This is a genomic window from Nostoc sp. C96, assembly GCF_059384975.1.
On the sequence record NZ_CM182020.1, the window covers coordinates 2,045,566 to 2,065,486 of the forward strand.

Sequence of the window (19,921 nt, forward strand, 5' to 3'; positions counted from 1 at the left end):
TGCTCAACGGGGGGAACCCCCGCACGCAACTTTTCGCTGCGTTTACCTCAGCGCACCTCTGCGTTAAGCACAATTGTAGAATCAGCCGAACGCCCAAACTCTTCTGGTGCATATTGCAGATGCGCTTCCGCGCCAGGCCATGTATATGTGCCGGGAGTTACAGAACGGACTAAGTAATGTAGGCTATAAACTCCTGGTTCGAGGTGGTCGGCGTAGGCGATAATGCGATCGCGGTAAATATTGCGATAACCAAGTTGCCAACTATCGGCTTTAGCTTGCAGTGCGGCTGTTGCAGTTTGAAAACTTTGGTCTACGGCTTCAAATCCTGCTGGTAATGGGTCTTTAATTACTATATGGTCTACAGGATGATCTGTGATTATTTCTAAACCAATATCAAATACTTGCCCACTATCTACAGTTAATGGTTTATCCAAAGCATACATTCCTGTTTTTTGCAGAACTTTTTCTTCACCAACTTTACTAATTTCTCTGGTGACTCGTAACCCATTAAATCTGCCTGGTTGATTGCCTTGCAAGCGATAATTATAGGCAACTAAATAATGTAATCTGCCTTTTCCTGACTTTTGTAATATCAAATCATGGCGACCACGGGGTAATTTATCCATTGCTACATTTAGCTGCAAGTTAGGATTTTTGTAACCATTAAAGCGATTTTCACCTAACTTTTGACCAGCTAATTTAACTGTAGTAGCAAAATTTGGTGGTGTGGGTTGGAGTTGACTATATTCTACTAATGCTGTTAAAGCTTGAGCATTATCATAGTTAGTTTGCCATGTGCCATCACGGCGTAATCTTAATAAACTTTGGAATAATTTATCGATGACTTCCGGTTTACTTTGTTTGGCAATAAATAATCTTAAAGCCTGTGCTTGGGCTGTGGTAGATGAATTCATCCATCCCCAACTTTGAGGTAAACTAATTACGGCGGTGCGACCAGTTTCATAGATATTTTGTTGTAACTGGTTCAGCATTTGTTGAGATTCATCTTGCCATTCTGGGAATTGTGATAAATACCGCGTTAGTTTGATTTGGGTAATTATATCGAAGTTATTGCGTTGTTGATAAATATCTCCTAAGAAGCTATTGCTTTTATCACCTAATTCTGATAAGGCGATTAAGGCATTTAATTGCAGTTGATGTTTACAAATTTGTTGTTTACAAAAATCATACTGTCCTGGGTTTGCTACTACCTTTTGTAGATAATTTTTCAAGCGCGTTAGTGTTGCAGAATCGATAAAACCAGGAAATGCTTGATTAGCTTTTACTAAAGATTCCGCCGAGTATGCAGAAACCCAAGGGTCTGATTTTTCTTGTCCTGGATAAGCAGCAAAACCACCATCGGCTATCTGTAATTTTTGCAGTTGCGTAATGGCTTGGTTTGCTTTTTGGCTAGGATTAAATTCTGCAAATGATTGACTGTATTTTTTACCTAAAGTTTGCAGGTTAGCAGCAATAATTAATTGACTGGCGGCTGGTTCTGCAAAGGGTAAATCATCATCATCTAAAACTTGTTTAGCGGGTGCTTTAATTTCGGGTATTAATGTACTCGCCAATTGAATATCTAAACCGCCAGCTTCGGGGTAGACATTTTTATCAACATTCAGGGGAATTTTAACTTGTTTTTCTGTTACCCCAGCTTCTACAACTTGTTCGGTAATTTCTAGTGGCTTGACTTCTAAAGGCAATTCAAAAGCATCAGCTGTATTATTTAGTTGGGTGGTAAATCTGACTTTACTTTCGCCAACGCCACCTGCAATCATGGGGAAGCGATAAGCTTTGGTGGCTGGTTCGGCATTGGTTTGCAATGAAGTCGTGGTGGGGTTATTTTCGGCAAACTTGACTGTACCGCTAAGTTCACCGTTAATTGAGAGGTTTCCGTTATTCCCGGTGGTGTTGGTGACGGATAAACCGGCGAAGATGCGATCGCCTGGACGGACAAACTGTGGCAAGATGGCATTAGTGAGCAGTGGTTTGGTGGTGATAAATGTCGCGTCAGCATTACCAAAGCGCAAGTTTCCATCAGTAGCGACAGCCATCACCCGCCATGTTGTGAAATCATCAGGTAACTTAAAGGTTATCTGCGCCTTACCACTCGCATCAGCTAATACAGAACCATTGTAATAAGCCAACGCCTGAAAATCTGTGCGGACGCGGGTATTTGCTGCACCCACAGAAAAACCACCGCCATAACCCCAGCCTTTGGGTTTGGCGATATCTTGGGGTTGTATCACCACATCAGGACGATTATCGCTGAAACGGGTAGATATTTGCTGTTCTGCATATACTGTATCTACCAAGTTTGGTGGACGATAACCAGATAGTTGCAACACCGCTTCATTCACCACCATGACAGTAAATTGTCCAGGGGTGGGGTTATTTTGGTTGTCTTTTAGTTCTAGTTGTATTGTTTGTTCTGCACCGGGTTCTAAAGATGCTTGCAAGGGTGTCACTTGCACTTTTAAATATTTATCTTGCAAGTTGACTTTAAAAGGTGTAAACCCAATTTTCACAAGTTTATCTAAACTTCCTGGTTCCACTTGGTTGAGAGGTGCGCCTTGTCTGACTAATACAGCTTCAACTGCTGCATTAGGTAACATTTCTGGTGTAACTTGAAACTGAATTTGGGGTGCGCCTCCCTTAACTTTTGTGACTTGTTGATAAATTGGTTTGTCTTTAATTACCGCGAAATATAATTCCGCTTCAGGGTAAGGAGATTGAATTAAAGCTGTGGCAGTTTCCCCAGGATTATACTCTTTTTTATCTAGTTTAACTTCTAGGCGATCGCCATCTTCCGAACTCCAGTAAACTGAAGTTTCGCCTGTTGCCCAAATTTGTAAATCTGTTGCACTTAATTCCTCTTTTGTATCGCTAAAATTGGCACGAATGCGATAAGAACCTGACTCTTTTGGTGTCAAGGTTAATATTTGAGGATTTTCCGCAGATGTAATCTCTGCTTGTCCAACTGTTTTATATTCAACTTGATTTTTAGCAGTGTGGCTACCTTCGACTAACTGCGTCACGCTACTATATTTCATCTGTTGTAATTCTAAATGCAGCCGTTGACCTGTGATTGATTTTCCTGTAGGTTCAGTCACTATTATTTCAACAGGTAAAGCCTTACCAGCATCAGCGATGAAATTACTTTTTAACCCAATCAAACGGTTACTAGGTAAAGCCGTAAACTTTTGAGAAGCAGCCACAGATAAATTAGAAACATCCGCAACTTGCACATCTACTTGATAAGTCATTGGGTAAGGTAAATCTTTCGCCACCGTCACAGTTTGACTAGTTTTACCACTTGCATCTAACTTGTCACTGGTTTGCAAAACATCACTGGTTAAAGATGGACTTTCTTCCGGCCAAAACCATTGTCTACCAAAACTAAATTCTTCCCAACCTTTAGGGATAAAATTAGTTTGTTGGCGCGTGACAAAATATTTGGCTTCGCCAGCTTCCACAGGCGCACCAAATAAATAATTACTAGCGGCTTTCGCTTCCACTTTATCGTTAGTTAGGGCAAACTCTTTATCTAAATTGAGTTCAACTTTAAAATTAGGTGGTTTAAATTCAGCCACCCGAAACTCACCAGAAATTTCTTGCCCTTCCTTACCTTTACCCTGAATTGTATAGTAGCCCAAAGCTTGAGTTTTCTGAATGGGTAATTCTAAAGAAAAAGTCCCAAACTCGTTTGTATTTTTGCCACCTAATTGTGTCTTATGTCCGTCTGGATTAACCAAAGTTAATTGATAAATCGCATTTTTATCTTGCTGAAGAGTCCCATTTTGTAAATAGTCAGTAAAACCAGTAAACCAAGCTTTTTCCCCTGGTTGATATAAGTCTCTATCAGAAAAAATTACACCCCGTGATTCTGCTTTAGCTTCTTGCCAACCTGCATCAATACCATAACCAAAAGAACCGCTATATTCTTCAGTTCTCGCAAAAGCCCAATCTTGGTTTTCTCGCGCAATTACTAATAATTGTGGTGATTTAGTAAATCTTTGATTATCTATAAAACACTGCTGTAAATTATCAACTTGCAGTCTTAAAGTTCCATTATCATCAGTTTTCCCTGTTGCACAAGCTACAGCATTACTAGGATATTTTTCCTCTAACTGTGATTGATAAACTTCCACAGATGCACCCTTCGCAGGTGAACCATCACTCAAATGATGCACCCGAATTAAACCAGAGTCAGGAAACCATTGACTAAATACACCCAAATTTGTTAATTGAACTAAACCATAAGTTACAGGTTCTCGCCACAATTCTTTGCCATTATCTTGATATTTATTTGTTCGTGCTTGGACTCCATAGGCTAACATCCCTGTCGGACTACCCAGCTTTTCTCGTAAAGGAATATTAATATCAACAAGTTGATTTTTCTTAGTATTTACCTTAAAGCTTTGCCATGAATTTAGCTGGGGTAATAACTCGTTGTCATTACCTTTAGGGCTAGCACTATTAAAATAAACTAAATCACTAGGTTGAACTACATGATAAGCAGCTTTATATTTAGACTCTGGTAAATTAACTGTACTAATATTTAACTGTAAATTTTGATTTGATGGAAAGATATGTAAATCTGAGGAAACCCAAATATCACCCGCTAAATCGCCAGTATTATATTGTAGGGTGACGGGTTTATTTAAAGTCTGACCAAATTTATCTTTAATATTTGTCCCAATAGTAATTTTATAATTAGTCGCAGGTTCTAAAGCGTAGGGATTAAGCGTCACCACATAAGATTCCTCTGGAACTTGGAACAGTCGAGCGATATCTTTTGGTGCTGGGTCAACTTTGATATTATCTTTAATAGAATCTGCCAGTAATATATTATTAAACTCTAACTGCGGACTACCTTTAACAAACCTGCCATAAGTACCATTAACATCAGGCTGTCCGTAAAAGTTGATGGTTTTAAATTCTAAAGGTGAATAAGTCGCCAACTTACTCACCGACTCTTTATCTGTTGGTAAGTTACCGTAATTTGGTAATATGCCGGGAGAAAATACCAGACGGTAGTTAGCCGCTTTTTCTAAACTTTGCTGCGGGATCAGATTATAAACCCAATTACGCATTGAAGGGTCAAACTTTTGTAACGGGTCTTCACCTTCGGTTGGTTTTTCTTCTTTCGCCAACTCTGCATTAAAACTGATATCTTTATTTTTTCCTTCCGGTACAAGTTTAAGATGTTCTTGTAAGGAAGCTAAATTTAATTCGACATTTGAGGTAAATTGCAGCTTTTGTTTTAAATCTATAGGTTGAATCTCAGCCTTTTCTACAGGATTTACACCAGGTAAATCAGTCAACTTGATAGGTTCAGTGTTAAATGTCCAAGCCAAATCTTGATTTAACTTGTGATTTTTTAAATCTGCTAAACCTGCTTTTAGGGTAACTTGAAATCTTGTAGCCTGCGGTAGTGCTTTATCTGCTTGAAAGCCTACCATACGCGGTGTTAAAAAGCGAAATTGACCGGGTAAAGGTGGCCATAAAGCAAATTTTTGTAATAAATTTTGTTGTTCTGGGCTGTCAAGGTTTTCAACAGGAATTAATGCTTCCTTAAAACGGATGCGAATTTGATTTAAAGGTGTAGTATCACCAATAGGGCTAATTTGTTCAATCCAGTCTGGTAACTTTGGTGGCGTGAGAGGAGAAACGGCGGGTAATGGTTCTTTATTGGAGGATACACCTAGTAAACTACAGCCGCTAATGCTTAATATAAATGTGAGAGTAATAAATAATTGGAGGATGATTTTTATAATCATGTTTTATAAAAATAAACGCAGAGGTACGCTGAGGTAAACGCAAAGTTACACAGAGAAGAAAATAAAGAGGAACTCGGTATACAATGGATAACCAATTTAGTGTAGTTATTTCCAAAAATCACTACAATTCTTAATTTATATTGATAGAGATTGTTAAGTCTTGGAAATAATCACTGATAAAGAAAGAGTCACCGCGCCACAATTAAAGTAAGTTTTAATATACAGGGGATTCCGTGATGAGACTAAGTAGGCGGCTCATCCGAAAGTCAAAATTTATCTTAGCTATTGTATTGATATGCTTAGTCGTGCGGCTACTGCCTTATTTTGCGCCTATTCATACCGCAGATATCGCCCAAAATAAGTTGGCTTTGGAATTTAGCGATCGCAATGGGCTACCATTAGGAACAATCCTCACCCGTGACCAAGAACATACCGCCGTCGTTCCCTTAAATCAAGTTTCTCCCCAATTTATTAACGCCATTATCGCCGCCGAAGATAGCAGTTTCTACCATCATGGCGCGTTGGATATCAAAGCCATTATCCGCGCCATTAACCAAGCCATTCACGCTAAACAAATAGTCTCCGGTGCTTCGACAATTACCATGCAGTTAGCGCGGATGTTAGAACCTTCTCCCCGTAACCTATCCGGTAAATTGCAAGAAATTTGGTTAGCTTGGCGGTTAGCGGCGGGAATGAATAAAAACGAAATTCTCACTGCATATATCAACCGTCTGCCAATGGGCGGCAATATATATGGTGTAGAAGCCGCATCTCGGACTTATTTTTCGACACCAGCCAGTGAGTTAAACCTTGCCCAAGCCAGCCTTCTCGCGGCTATTCCTAATAATCCCACCTACTTTGACCCGCTACAACATTGGAATAGGTTAAAACAACGTCAGAAATACGTCCTCAACCGGATGGTACAGGATGGCTATATTACTCAGCAAATAGCTGACAAAACCCAAACGGAAAAAGTCGTTTTTCAATCTCGTCAACGGGGAATTATCGCTGCACCTCATTTCTTGTTTTGGTTAGCAAATCAAATGCAGATCCCCCCTAGCCCCCCTTCAAAAGGGGGGAAGAATATAGCCCCCCTTTTTAAGGGGGGTTGGGGGAATCATCTCATCCAAACCACCATCGAACGACCATTACAACAATTCGTCGAAGCCCAAGCACAGCAAGTCATATCCACACTCGCTGCTAACAATGTCCACAATGCAGCAGCTTTGGTAATTGACAACCATACTGGCGAAGTTTTAGCTTACGTCGGTTCACCGGATTATTTCAACGAAGCCAAACTCGGACGCAACGACGGAGTACAAGCCCTACGTCAACCAGGTTCTACCCTCAAACCCTTTGTCTATGAGTTGGCGTTAGAAAAAAAACTGATTCGCCCAAACACCATCTTGGCTGATGTCCCCACCCACTACGCCATCCCTGGTGCAAAACTCTATAGCCCCACAGATTATACCCAAAGCTTTCTCGGCCCGGTACGGGTGCGGATAGCTTTAGCCAATTCTCTAAATATACCAGCCGTGCGAGTTTTAGAGAAAATTGGCGTACCGAGTTTTTTAGCACGTCTGCGTGAACTAGGCTTTATTCACCTGAATCAAACCCCAGAATATTACGGTTTGGGTTTAACTCTCGGTAGTGGTGAAGTTACTTTATGGGAACTTGCTCAAGCTTACGTCACAATGGCAAGACAAGGACAAAGTATCCCACTTGTAACTACTGTTAACGATTCTTCCATCCAAAATCTCAAATCTCAAATCGAAAATTCGACAACATGGCAACTGATTACTGATATATTGAGCGATCGCCACGCCCGTGCTACCGCTTTTGGTGTAGACTCAGTATTAAACTTGCCCTTCCCGGCCGCCGTCAAAACTGGAACTTCTTCTAACTTCCGCGATACTTGGACTGTTGGCTTTACCACCGACTACACCGTTGCAACTTGGGTAGGAAATTTCAACGGCGAACCGATGCGTCAAGTATCCGGTGTGATGGGTGCAGCACCTTTGTGGAATCGCATTATGTTGCATCTGCACGAACATCAAGAACCAGCAAATTTTACAGTTCCTCAAGGGTTAATTAAACTCCCTATATGTGCAGTTTCTGGTTTACGTCCTACGCCAGACTGTAACTCTGTAGTGCAAGAGTATTTTTATCCAGAAGAGAAGATTGCTTACGAAACTGAGACAAAATTTAATTTACCGCCAGAATATGACGAGTGGTTAGCCAAGCAGCAATCAAATTTTGTGTCTAGCAATTTGAGAATTGTTTCTCCTCATAATGGCGATTTATTTTTACTCTATCCAGGCACAGAAGGACAGCAAAAACTAGAATTTAAGCTATCAGGAAATCAATCTACATCGGTTGAGTGGTGGTTGAATGGTGAAAAGCTTGATCCACAATCAACGAATTTATTCTGGTATCTCCGTCCTGGGAACTGGACTTTAGAAGCGCGGAGTGGCACAAAAAGCGATAAAGTTAGTTTCCAAGTTGAGTTAGCCAAAGTTAAACCAACACGCCGGGGTTTCTCGATTGTTAATTCTCAGCAGATGTTTGGCAAATAGATGTAGCGTTTAAGCATACTCGACGATTATTTTGAACAGTATTAATCTAAAAAATTCGCTATTATCTATACTAACTCTACTTAAGTATAAGCACAAGAAAATTAAAGTTTTTGAACCTGCTTAGATGGATTTTGGCTGTGTAGCTACAAGTTATATTAACTAAGGTAAGTAATAAATTAGACAGATTATTTGGAAATGTAAGTTCAGCTTTCGTAACAATTTGGGAATAATAAGGTTGCACAGTCAACTACAAATCCAGCGAGCCACGGCATGGTTTTGGCCTTTTTTAACTATTTTTTCTACTCAACCGCTTTTATTCCTCATGGGCATTGTTATCTCTGGAAACCAGAATTAGTGTGGCTCCACATTATTGCTGACGGCACGATCGCTCTCGCCTATTATTCTATTCCTTTGTTACTGATTTACTTTATTTCTCAACGCCAAGATGTTCCTTTTAATGGAGTTTTTCTCTTATTTGGAGCGTTTATCCTGGCCTGCGGGACTGGACACTTGATGGAAATTTGGACGCTTTGGCACCCCGATTACTGGATTTCTGGTGCTTTAAAAGCGTTCACGGCAATTATTTCCATATACACAGCATTTGCCTTACTTGTTCTCATCCCTCAAGCTCTCACAATACCCAGTCCTGCTCAGTTAGAAGCTGTTAATAGAGTGCTTTCAACTGAGATTGTCCAGCGTAAACGCATCGAAACAGAGCTACGTTTAGCTGAAGAAGTGGCTAAGGACTCTAGCCAAGCCAAAAGTGAATTTCTTGCCAATATGAGCCATGAATTACGTACCCCGCTTAATGGCATTCTTGGCTATGCACAAATCCTGCAACGCACCGAACCTTTAAGCGAAAAAGGCAGCAAAGGCATCGGCATTATTTATCAATGTGGTTCTCATTTATTAACTCTAATTAACGATATTTTAGATCTATCCAAAATTGAAGCCCGAAAACTGGAATTGAATCCGATTGATTTTTACTTACCTGCATTTTTAGATAGTGTAAGTGAAATTTGTCGCATTCGTGCTGAACAAAAAGTGATCCGTTTTTATCTGCAACTAGACCCCGATTTACCAACCGGGATTCGTGCTGATGAAAAACGCTTGCGGCAAGTATTAATTAATTTGCTTGGCAATGCTATTAAATTCACTTCTCAAGGCAGTGTCAGCTTTAATGCTCAAGTCACTAACCAAGCAATTAATGACAAAGGACAAACCATCTATAAACTTCGCTTTGAAGTTATAGATACAGGCACTGGTATGATTCCTGAACAACTTGAGAAAATTTTTCTTCCCTTTGAACAAGTAGGAAGTCAAAAGCGACAAACTGAAGGTACAGGTTTAGGATTAGCTATTAGCCAAAAAATTATTTCGTTAATGGATAGTCAAATTCAAGTAAAAAGTGAGTTTGGCAAAGGTAGCACCTTCTGGTTTGAGGTGGAAGTACCAGAATCTAAAGACTGGGCTAAGGTTTCGAGACGATTTGAGCGAGGCACAATTATTGGTTATCTAGGGCAAAAACGCACCATTTTAATTGTTGATGATAAATGGGAAAATCGCTCGGTAATTGTCAATTTACTGGAACCTGTAGGGTTTACTGTGATAGAAGCGAGTCATGGTCAAGAAGGATGGGAACAGGTAAACGCCTACAAACCAGATTTAATTATCACTGACTTGGTAATGCCTGTGCTGGATGGATTTGAGTTTATTAAAAGTTTACGCCAATCTGCTCAATCTGAAAAGATACCTGTGATTGCTTCTTCTGCTAGTGTCTTTGCAATTGATGAATATAAAAGTATTGACATGGGTGCTAATGCTTTTCTGCCCAAGCCGATAGAAGCTGAAACACTTCTGGAACTACTACGGCAATTTTTGCATCTGGAATGGTTATATGACAATCAAAAAAATTCTATTAACAAACCCAATGTAGATAATTCAGATACTTTAGTTGATGTAGTTCTGCCTGCTAAAGAAATTTTACAACAATTTTTAGAACTGGCACAAGACGGAGATATTCAAAAAATTTTAGAAATAGCTGAACAACTTGCGGACTCCGATCAGCAATTCAGCACTTTTACTCGGCAAATTATTCAATTAGCCAGCAATTTCCAACTTAAACGTTTGGAAACTTTTATTCAACAACAAATTAATTAATTCAGTATAAATTTGATTTTTAAATTGCATCATGAATAAGGTTTCAACTAACGGATTTATTTTGATTGTCGATGATAATCCAACTAATTTATCTATCTTGTCGGCAGCGCTGGCTAGTGAGGGTTGGCGTTTTCGAGTAGCAGTCGATGGCGCAAGTGCGATCGCCCAAGCTGAACGCAATCAACCAGAATTGATTTTACTTGACGTACAAATGCCGGGTATTGACGGATTTGAAACTTGTCGCCGCCTGAAAGCTAATTCTGTGACGCAAAATGTGCCGATTATTTTCACCACAGCTTTAGCTGATACAGAAAGCAAAATCAAGGGATTTTCTCTTGGTGCCGTAGATTATATCCCTAAACCCTTTGCCCAAGAGGAGGTAGTTGCTAGAGTGCGCGTACATTTACAACTCCAGCAATTGACTCAATCTTTAGAAAAACAAGTGCGCGATCGCACCAATGCGTTGCAAAAAGCGCAAGTGCAACTCGTACAACAAGAAAAACTCTCAACTTTAGGTGAGTTAATCGCCGGTATTGCCCATGAAATGAACAATCCTATCAGTTTTATCACCAACAATATCCCACCTTTACAGGAATACTTTGACGCAATTACCGAGCTTCTCCAACTTTATGAACAAGCGTATCCCACCCCACCAGCCAAAATTACTAATTTTATTAGAAACCTGGATCTGAAATTTGTTCTGGAAGATATTGTCAAAATTTTAAGTTCACTCCAGGTAGGCTCTGAACGGATTCAGCACCTTTCGACTTCACTCCGCAGCTTTTCGCGCTCGGATAGTGATACCAAATTAGCGGCTGATTTGCATTTAGGTATAGATAGTACGCTGATGATTTTACAACACCGCCTGAAAGCCAATGGCGATCGCCCAGGCATTGAAGTTATGCGATGTTATGGCAAATTACCCCATATCAATTGCTATGTGGGAGAGATGAACCAAGTATTTATGAATCTTCTAGCTAACGCCATTGACGCTCTTGATGAAGCGATTATCCAAGGCAAAATGTGCGATCGCATTCCCCAAATTCACATTACAACAGATGTCAATTCTCAACAAATGGTAGTCATTCAAATTGCTGACAATGGAATTGGCATTCCTGAACGACTCAAGCAACGCTTATTTGAACCGTTATTTACCACAAAACCTGTGGGTAAAGGTACTGGACTTGGCTTATCCATAGCCCATCAAATTATTGTAGAAAAACACAACGGCACAATGGAAGTTCATTCTCAGCCAGGTATCGGCACTGAGTTTGCGATCGCCATACCCATCTAAAATGCCTCGGTATACTCCTACTTAGTAGTTTACTGAGATGGTCTCAGCCAAAGGTATACCAAAAGGTTTGTAATGGTAGACTATTTTTATACCGTGCGATCGCCTAAATCAATTAAATAATACTTCTTCAGAAATTTGCTGTTTTGAAATTGATGATTTAAAGTAGTGCTGAGTTTTTCGGAAATAATCATCAATGACTACCTTAACTACAGAAAATCAAAAGTCTACCAAGCAGAAAAAGCAGTCTTTTCCGCGTACAGATATTGGTTCTCCCAAAGTTCCATTTCGCAAAACTAAAAAAATCAAGCAAGAACATGAGTCGCTCAGTGACTGGGAACATGCCAGTTAGTTAATTGCTACTTAATACTCCACTGACACAATTGAGATACTGGTGTCATCCGAGGGCGATTGTATTGGTAAAATCCCTCAAGATTTAGTGAAGCTTTGCGGTACAAAATCCAATTAGCACTATCCTCGTCAACATTGACGGTATTGAGGATATTTGTCTGACTAAGTGTTAAATGTTTTTCTGAATCCCAGTTAAATTCAGCAGCATCAGGTGTATTTTTCGGCGGAATATCCCACACTATACTTAGACCTTCACCATTAATCCGATTGCCCTCTGCTATCCCACGAATACAAATAAATTGATCAGAGTGTGGATAGCCATAATAGCCATTCACTTGGTTTCTATTTTTAGTGAAATTAAAACAAACACCTGCGCCATCTCGCCAATCTTGAGGATCGGGTTGACTACAAAATTGATAGCGGCCGTTGACTAAATTGGTAATATTGACTGGTTGATTAGCGAGGCTAAGGTTTTGGGCAAAAATAAATTTACCAGAAATCAGTGAACTTGCTAATAGAGTGACACAAACAACACCCATAGGTAAGAAATTGCTCATTTTCAGCATAATCTCACCGCTATATTTCTGGGAAACAAGCATTTAAAGCAATATTTAAATTAACTCATCTCTACACGACTGGAGCCGCAGAAACTACCATTAAAAGGATTAGTGCCAACATCAAAACGATAAGTTTGACAATTAAGTATGTTGTAGGGTCAGAAAGTGGAAAATCGCTAAACATAGGACACCTCCATTTGCTATCTTGGCAAAGTTACTTGAGGCGATGAATTTTATTGAGAAACTTATTTTCTATATCTATATTGTCTCTCAACATTTGATGCCGAGAGCCATTATGTAATCATAGGTAACATTTCTGCCCATCCTATAAAGGTGTGAGCGAGGTTTGAAGTTGACTAGCAGCGATCGCAATTCCCTGTGGTAAGATTCGATGTTCTTGAATTTGAATCCGGGCGTGGAGGGTTTCTGGCGTATCCTCTGGTAAAATCGGCACAGCAGCTTGAATTAATATCGGGCCGCTGTCAACTTCTAAACAAACTAAATGCACTGTACAACCAGTAATTGTTACCTTTGCTTGCAACGCTTGTTCCACAGCGTGAAGTCCTTTAAAACTCGGTAACAAACTAGGATGAATATTAATAATTCTGTGAGGAAAAGCATCAATTAATACGGATGTCACCAGTCGCATCCAACCAGCTAAAATCACCAAATCAACATCATACTGGCGCAAAGTCTGGACAATCTGTTGATCTAAAGTTTCTCGATTTTTATATTCGCGGTGATTTAATAAAACAGTTTCTATCCCAAGATTAGCGGCTCGACTTGCTGCTTTCGCACCTGGATTATTGTAAATTAGAACTGGAATTTGGGCATTAATTTGCCCATTTTCTATAGCTTGGGCAACTGCTGCAAAATTGCTACCATTCCCCGAAGCCAGAATACCTAGTTTGATCGGAGTCTCACTAGATGATAGGCGATCGCTAATAACGGGAGAAACCAAGCTAAAAGTAGAATCGGGGCGAAAGGTCATAACAGCAACAAAGGAAAATTAATAGATGCCAAAAATCTATAGTAATAAATCGTGGTTAGATAATGATACATTTGCCGCTTGGACTTTTCTTGCGCCCGCATTAATTTTATTAAGTATCTTTGTAATTTGGCCGATCGCCTATTTGTTTTATCTCAGTTTCACGGCTGGTAGTTTTACATCCACAGGTACTTATTGGGTCGGCTTAAAAAACTACTGGCGTTTACTACTTACCCCAGATTTTTGGCAAGTTCTGGGTAACACAATTTATTTTACCTTTGCTACTGTCATCCCCAGCTTAATTATTCCTTTGGGATTAGCAGTGTTATTAAATCGTTCTCTAGCTTTGCGCGGAATGTTAAGAGGTGCTTATTTTTTACCTTCCATCATTTCTCTAGTAGCGGCTGGTTTAGGATTTCGCTGGCTGTTTCAAACTACTGGCCCTGTCAACGCATTTTTACATTTATTTGGTATTGCACCCATTCCTTGGCTAGGAGATACATTTTGGGCAATGCCTGTTTTAATTATTTTGAGCATTTGGAAACAACTAGGCTTTAATATGGTTGTCTTTTTAGCTGGGTTGCAAGCAATTCCCCCCAGCCGCTATGAAGCAGCCGAATTAGATGGTGCAAACGCTTGGCAACAATTTTGGTATGTTACCTTACCAGGATTACGACCCACTTTAATTTTCGCTACAGTCACCACAGCAATTTTTACATTACGCAGTTTTGAGCAAGTTTACGTGATTACTGGTGGCGGCCCTTTAAATTCTACTAATTTATTGGTTTACTACATTTATCAAGAAGCTTTTGGACAATTTGATTTTGGTTATGCGGCGGCGGCGGCTACAGTTTTGTTAGCTGTAACTTTAGTTTTTGTATATTTTCAGTTACAGACTTGGGGCGAAGAATAATTATTTTATTAGTGATTAACAAGATACCTGACTGCTTCAATAAATCGGGTATCTTTATCTGCATATTATTAATATTTCCTGACATAAATCAGCATTTTTTGTTGTAGAAAATACATTTTGAGCCTATTTTGCGTGAATTCTCCAAATATGATTAATTTCTTATTCAGCTAATTATCTGGATTGGTGTAATCTCGATATACAGTGCCTCTGACAATTGAGCTTTGCAATTATTGACACTCTGAGGTGATTAGCATGAGAAGTTTTGCTGATGTGCAGGAATTAATTTCTAGCCAAATTACAGAAAAATGTTTGCAGCAGCAGGATTTCAGTGGATGTGACTTGCAGGGAATTGAGTTAAAAGAATTAAATTTAAGTGGTGCTAACTTTCGGGGAGCAAATTTAAAATGTGCTAATTTATCAGGTTCTATTTTGACTGATACAGATTTAAGTGAAGCAGATTTAACACAAGCAAATTTGAGCCATGCTGATTTAAGTTATGCCAATTTGTGTGGATCTTATTTATGGCGATCGCAATGTAGCTATAGTAACTTTTGGGGAGCTTCTTTGTGTGGTGCAGATTTCACAGAAGCAGACTTGAGTTATGCCAAATTGATTGAAGCATCTTTAATTGAAGCTAAATTAGTTAGAGCGAATCTCCAAGAAGCTAGTCTATGTGGTGCAATCTTATTGGAGGCTGATTTAACTGAAGCTAATTTAAATGGTGCAGACTTGACATGGACTAATTTAACTAAGGCAAATTTGTTAAATGCTAATCTTTGGGAGACAAAAATAATTTATAGCAAGCTCAGAGATACAATTATGCCTGAAGGAACAATTTATAAACCTGACATAATGATTATCAATTAATGTATTTGCTAAAAGTTTTCAACCCGCGTAGGCGGGTTTTGTTTGTTTAGCCTGCGACTTCAGTCGCTAAGAGGTTGTTTAGAAAGTCATGAAATATACTAAGAACCCCTCTCCAAACCTCTCCCCGACGCGGAGAGAGGCTTTGAAACCCCCATTCCCTCGTAGGGAAGGGGGGCTAGGGGGGTTAGGTTTTTCAGATTTTGATGTTAACAATAATACTTTTCAAACATCCTCTAAGGCTTCTTGATAATCACAGGAATTTATTAAATATCTAACACTAATCTAGAACTTCCAGGTTGAGAAATACAAATTAACACTTCACCTTCATCAGTTGCTGCACTTGGTTCTTCTTGATAAGCAACTTCACCTGCGCGGATTTTACATATACAAGTTCCACAAACCCCTACACGACAACTAAAAGGTGGATTAATATCATTAGCTTCGGCAAATTCTAAAATAGTGCCATCATTAGGTTGCCATGTTAAAGTTTTGCCAGATTTTGCAAAGACAATTTCAGCAAATTCTTCACCTTGAGTTGCGGTTTGAGTTGGTTTTTCCGACTCACTCTTCATCTGTTTACCGAAAGATTCAAAGAAGACTTTATTATTAGGTACTCCCGCTGCTTTCAATCCTTCAGTAACAGATTGAATAAATGGAGTTGAACCACATAAAAAATATTCAGCATCTTGGATATTTAATTCTTGGATTAAAACAGCATCAACATAACCAACACTATGATATTTACCTGTATCTTCTATTTTGGGGCGACTATAGCGAATATGTACATTGAAATTAGGATTTTGTTGGGCAATTTCCATTATTTCGTCTTGAAAAGCATGGAAGTCACTATCTCTAGCACCATGTAGAAACCAAATAGGACGTTGAGGATTGAGACGAGTACAAGCTTTCGCCATACTAATCATTGGCGTAATTCCCACACCATTGCTAATCAAAACTGCGGGGTTAGATTTATGCACATCCAAAGCAAATTTACCATTTGGTGGTTTGGCGGGAATTACTGAACCTTCGTGAATGCGATCATGCATAAAATTAGATGCTATTCCAGGCATAACATCTAATCCATTTGGTGCAGGTTCCCGCTTGATTGAGAGACGATAGTATTCACAAGTTTTAGAATAATCGGAAAGTGAATAAGTCCGAATCACAGGCTTATTTTGTCCGGGAATATCTAGTTTAATAGTTAAAAATTGTCCTGGTTGGAAGTTGGGAATTTCACCTTTATCTTCGGGTTGCAAATAGAAAGATGTGATTTCTTCGCTTTCTTTAACCTTTCGCACAACCACAAAGTTTCGCCAATCTTGCCAAACATCACTATCTAATGTTTTGATGTCTGGAGTGGATTCATTTTCACTTACTTTACTAGTATAAACTAAGCCAAATACGGCACCAGCCACAGCCCCAAATATGGAAGAATAGACACCAAGTTGATAGGTAGATTTATCTTTGGGATTGCTGACTCCAATGACAATAGCCGTAGATAAAGTGACTACTGAGCAAACTGTAGCAGCTGTGGCAAGGCTTCTGACTAATGGATTGTTAATTCTTCCCAGACTTTCCAGCATTGTTGTTTCCTACCTAATACTTTTAGTTATGTTGGTATATACCTGCGAAGATTCTGGTTTCAGCCATGTTACTGAAAGGTTATCTGCATCCTACCCTTCGTTTTTATTCCTATTGGGTCTCTTTAGATTTCCTTTAGAAAGAAGCACTGAATTAATTAATAATTAGTAATATTTAAAACTCCCGTTTTGAGAAAACAAAACTCGCGATCGCCAACAGAAAAATGCTATAAAGTACGCCGTAGCCTGCATTTGTGATTAACAAACTTGCCTCAGGTAAGGCTTGCATTCCATAAACAGCATCATTTTTTAAATCTAAGCGGGATAAATCTGGCAAAACTAGATATAACCCTTGAGTAACGCGTTCCATCGCTGAATTTCTACTCAAGCGACCCAATTTAACTAAATCTTGCGTAATATTCCCCATTAAATACACGCCAAAAGTTAAAGTTATCGCCAACAAGGAATTTGTAAACACACCCAATGTAATAGCTACAGCATTGATTAAAGATAACTGTAAAAACAAAAAAACTGCGGCAATTACAATACTGAGTGTAGGATGAGGAATATTCTCTAGTTGCAAAAAGCCTAGATAAATAGCTGTCATTGTGGCTATCAAAATAGCTAAAACTGCTGACAAACCCAAGAATTTACCAGCAATAATTTCGCTGCGGCTAACTGGTTTAGCAATTAACACCAAAATAGTGCGTTTATCAATTTCTTTTTTAACCAGTCCCGTACCAACAAATACAGCGACAATTAAGGTAATGACACTCATAGACACTATCCCAAAGTCTAGCAAAATCTTATCTTCATTCGTAGCAGCAAATTCTGGTAATGCTCGCCCAGCGATTGCTAAAATTAAAGTATAAAATCCAATCACATATAAAATGCGATCGCGCACTACTTCTTGAAATACATTCTTCGCAATTATCAAGGTTCTCATGGGTTAATAGTCAATGGTCAATTGTCAATATTCAATCGCAGAAGGCTAAAAAATAAAGTTTCAGACTTCAGACTTACTATTGTTGTGGTGGAGGGGAACCCGCAATAAATTTACTGACGCGATCGCATTCTATTTCTCCAACCGCAATTTTGTCTTCTGGGTTATTACTTGTAATCGCTTTTTTCGTAGAAGTTGCTACTGGTTCAATTCGACAAGATTTTTTCAAGTAATAACCTTTTTGGCTAGAACTTGGGCCGCGCCAAATACTCAGTAAATCTAAAATATATCCACCTGATTTTGTATTCACTACACGCGGTTCAACACGCCATAAAGCTTTTTCTTCATACTTTGCCAGTTGTTTATCTATAACTCTATTACCCAAATTTCCCACTTGTAATTTTGCATCTAGCAGCCATTTTTCTACTTGAGACCAAGGTCTTTCATCAATTTGTTGTTCTACTAGTGGTTGCAGTTTATCTAAAATTACAACGCCATTTTTCGGAACTTTTTCGATAATATCTGTTCTTCTAACAAAGGTACTACGCTGAAAATTATCTGCGCGTAAACTAGGATATTCTTGTAACCATTTATCCATGACAAAGTAAAACTGCAACCAGCAACTTAAAATCATACAACTGGCAACTAAAATGATGATTTTTTGTCTAACTTCTGGTTTAGGAATTTGCGCTTTTGAATCTGTATCTGAACCTTCAATAAATTCAGGAATTGCTGTAATTAAAGCTGATATAGTCGGCCAAAGTACGATGGTTCTGGGAGTAATTACATCCTGTTGATTGCCAAAAGCAAAAACACTGACTAAGAACCCTGTAATTACTGCGCCTACTGGCATAAAAGTGCCGGGAACTCTCAATGGATCATCAGTTGTATACCAAGCTGTCCCAGCAATTAAAAATAACCAACCGCAAATTGCAATGATATCTCTGACATAACCTATAGCAAAATAAGATAACACTCCAGAAAATACGCTTAAATAAATAAATGTCTGCCAAGCATAAGCTTGAGATGGAACTAATATTTTTCTGACTCTGGCATAAATGTCTTCAGTGAACTTAAATATGCCTAGCAAATCTTTAAATAGAACATTCATGATTTCACCCCAAAATAATTGATTCGACAAAAAACTCGCCTATTTATCTATTACGAATCAGCAAAATAATCGTAATTGCACTATAGCTAAGAGAATTAGCTATTAATGTTGTAGTCACTAAATTAGTTGTTTGCAATTTAATACCAGGGATAGCGCGGCGTAACTGTCTACGCTGAGATGTTTCGACAATTTCTGGTTTTTTCCAACCATCTTCTCGTAATGTAAATACCAAAAGTTGTAACAGTAAAAATTTCATTAAAAAAGTAGTAAAGAAAATAATGAAAGTAGTTAAAATCAAAGTCGCTTGGGTATTGGCATATCTAAAGTTATTAAAAAATACATAATTAATTAATTCCGATTTAATTTCAGGTGGTAACAGTGGTTCTAAGACAAAAAATATAACCCAACCAAGGGTTCCCGAAAAAAGATTGGTGGCTATGGCATAAAAAATACTGGTTTTTTTGTCAAACTTGAGTCGGCGATTAACAACATAAGCCTCAATAGGAATAGCAATTAGAAAAAATAACAAGTTAAACAACATTACGCCAATCGGCAAAAGTCGAGGAAGGGTAAAATTTTCTAGCATAGAGAGCCAATGGTAAGGTTTAAGGTGAGAAAGTAAAGTTGGGGCAATGAGACTGGTAAGGGTAATTACAGTAGGGAACAGGTCACAGGTAACATAGTGGAAAGCCTATTGGTATATAGCTTTGTGATTAAAATTTGTACCTCATTCACCTGAATTCTGCTGTATGTGATGGCGATCGCTATTTACCATCTTGGTGTGCCAGTATACCCCTA

Annotated in this window: 13 protein-coding genes; 6 read left to right on the forward strand and 7 right to left on the reverse strand. The window is 38.9% G+C overall.

Translation table 11 applies throughout. From position 1 onward, the window contains the following. Window positions 1-47 precede the first annotated feature (47 nt). Window positions 48-5,786 carry an alpha-2-macroglobulin family protein gene (locus AC504W_RS08870; RefSeq protein WP_494877421.1) on the reverse strand — a complete coding sequence of 1,913 codons (5,739 nt, stop codon included), beginning with the start codon at window positions 5,784-5,786 and terminating at the stop codon, window positions 48-50. 236 nt (window positions 5,787-6,022) lie between these two features. On the opposite strand from AC504W_RS08870, the gene pbpC reads away from it, so the two are divergent. The 4 genes from pbpC (at window position 6,023) to AC504W_RS08890 (ending at window position 12,165) form a co-directional block, all read left to right on the forward strand. Beyond that, window positions 6,023-8,362, forward strand: a complete 2,340-nt coding sequence (gene pbpC, locus AC504W_RS08875; protein ID WP_494877422.1) for a penicillin-binding protein 1C — start codon at window positions 6,023-6,025, stop codon at window positions 8,360-8,362. Window positions 8,363-8,632: 270 nt separating this feature from the next. Next, entirely contained in the window at window positions 8,633-10,522 is a 1,890-nt protein-coding gene (locus tag AC504W_RS08880) for an ATP-binding protein (protein WP_494877423.1), read from the forward strand. Between the two features lie 31 nt (window positions 10,523-10,553). Next, the gene (locus AC504W_RS08885; RefSeq protein WP_494877424.1) at window positions 10,554-11,816 is read left to right on the forward strand and encodes a sensor histidine kinase; all 1,263 of its coding nucleotides are present in this window, start codon (window positions 10,554-10,556) and stop codon (window positions 11,814-11,816) included. A gap of 193 nt (window positions 11,817-12,009) precedes the next feature. Next, entirely contained in the window at window positions 12,010-12,165 is a 156-nt protein-coding gene (locus AC504W_RS08890) for a hypothetical protein (protein WP_494877425.1), read from the forward strand. A gap of 7 nt (window positions 12,166-12,172) precedes the next feature. Here the strand turns inward: AC504W_RS08890 and AC504W_RS08895 are convergent, their stop codons facing one another. Then, the gene (locus tag AC504W_RS08895; RefSeq protein WP_494877426.1) at window positions 12,173-12,730 is read right to left on the reverse strand and encodes a hypothetical protein; all 558 of its coding nucleotides are present in this window, start codon (window positions 12,728-12,730) and stop codon (window positions 12,173-12,175) included. Between the two features lie 316 nt (window positions 12,731-13,046). Continuing rightward, window positions 13,047-13,712, reverse strand: coding sequence for a phosphoribosylglycinamide formyltransferase (gene purN, locus AC504W_RS08900; RefSeq protein ID WP_494877427.1), 666 nt, complete (start codon window positions 13,710-13,712; stop codon window positions 13,047-13,049). 25 nt (window positions 13,713-13,737) lie between these two features. On the opposite strand from purN, the gene AC504W_RS08905 reads away from it, so the two are divergent. Next, window positions 13,738-14,622 (forward strand): carbohydrate ABC transporter permease, encoded by an 885-nt coding sequence (locus AC504W_RS08905; protein ID WP_494877429.1) that lies wholly within the window; start codon window positions 13,738-13,740, stop codon window positions 14,620-14,622. A 252-nt stretch (window positions 14,623-14,874) separates the two neighbouring features. After that, a complete protein-coding gene (locus AC504W_RS08910) occupies window positions 14,875-15,489 on the forward strand; it encodes a pentapeptide repeat-containing protein (protein WP_494877430.1) in 615 nt (204 codons plus the stop codon). A 263-nt stretch (window positions 15,490-15,752) separates the two neighbouring features. On the opposite strand, the gene AC504W_RS08915 is transcribed toward AC504W_RS08910, so the two are convergent. From AC504W_RS08915 to fraC, 4 genes are all read right to left on the reverse strand, one after another. Then, window positions 15,753-17,072 (reverse strand): 2Fe-2S iron-sulfur cluster-binding protein, encoded by a 1,320-nt coding sequence (locus AC504W_RS08915; protein WP_494877431.1) that lies wholly within the window; start codon window positions 17,070-17,072, stop codon window positions 15,753-15,755. A gap of 172 nt (window positions 17,073-17,244) precedes the next feature. Then, window positions 17,245-18,015 (reverse strand): ABC transporter permease, encoded by a 771-nt coding sequence (locus AC504W_RS08920; protein ID WP_494877433.1) that lies wholly within the window; start codon window positions 18,013-18,015, stop codon window positions 17,245-17,247. 76 nt (window positions 18,016-18,091) lie between these two features. Further along, the gene (gene fraD / locus AC504W_RS08925; protein ID WP_494877434.1) at window positions 18,092-19,123 is read right to left on the reverse strand and encodes a septal junction protein FraD; all 1,032 of its coding nucleotides are present in this window, start codon (window positions 19,121-19,123) and stop codon (window positions 18,092-18,094) included. A 43-nt stretch (window positions 19,124-19,166) separates the two neighbouring features. Beyond that, a complete protein-coding gene (gene fraC, locus AC504W_RS08930; RefSeq protein WP_096575342.1) occupies window positions 19,167-19,709 on the reverse strand; it encodes a filament integrity protein FraC in 543 nt (180 codons plus the stop codon). Between the last annotated feature and the right edge of the window lie 212 nt (window positions 19,710-19,921).

Coding starts and splice junctions, on each gene's coding strand:
- AC504W_RS08870 (WP_494877421.1), bottom strand. CDS start 5,786: ATGATTATAAAAATCATCCTCCAATTATTTATTACTCTCACATTTATA.
- pbpC (WP_494877422.1), top strand. CDS start 6,023: ATGAGACTAAGTAGGCGGCTCATCCGAAAGTCAAAATTTATCTTAGCT.
- AC504W_RS08880 (WP_494877423.1), top strand. CDS start 8,633: ATGGTTTTGGCCTTTTTTAACTATTTTTTCTACTCAACCGCTTTTATT.
- AC504W_RS08885 (WP_494877424.1), top strand. CDS start 10,554: ATGAATAAGGTTTCAACTAACGGATTTATTTTGATTGTCGATGATAAT.
- AC504W_RS08890 (WP_494877425.1), top strand. CDS start 12,010: ATGACTACCTTAACTACAGAAAATCAAAAGTCTACCAAGCAGAAAAAG.
- AC504W_RS08895 (WP_494877426.1), bottom strand. CDS start 12,730: ATGCTGAAAATGAGCAATTTCTTACCTATGGGTGTTGTTTGTGTCACT.
- purN (WP_494877427.1), bottom strand. CDS start 13,712: ATGACCTTTCGCCCCGATTCTACTTTTAGCTTGGTTTCTCCCGTTATT.
- AC504W_RS08905 (WP_494877429.1), top strand. CDS start 13,738: ATGCCAAAAATCTATAGTAATAAATCGTGGTTAGATAATGATACATTT.
- AC504W_RS08910 (WP_494877430.1), top strand. CDS start 14,875: ATGAGAAGTTTTGCTGATGTGCAGGAATTAATTTCTAGCCAAATTACA.
- AC504W_RS08915 (WP_494877431.1), bottom strand. CDS start 17,072: ATGCTGGAAAGTCTGGGAAGAATTAACAATCCATTAGTCAGAAGCCTT.
- AC504W_RS08920 (WP_494877433.1), bottom strand. CDS start 18,015: ATGAGAACCTTGATAATTGCGAAGAATGTATTTCAAGAAGTAGTGCGC.
- fraD (WP_494877434.1), bottom strand. CDS start 19,123: ATGAATGTTCTATTTAAAGATTTGCTAGGCATATTTAAGTTCACTGAA.
- fraC (WP_096575342.1), bottom strand. CDS start 19,709: ATGCTAGAAAATTTTACCCTTCCTCGACTTTTGCCGATTGGCGTAATG.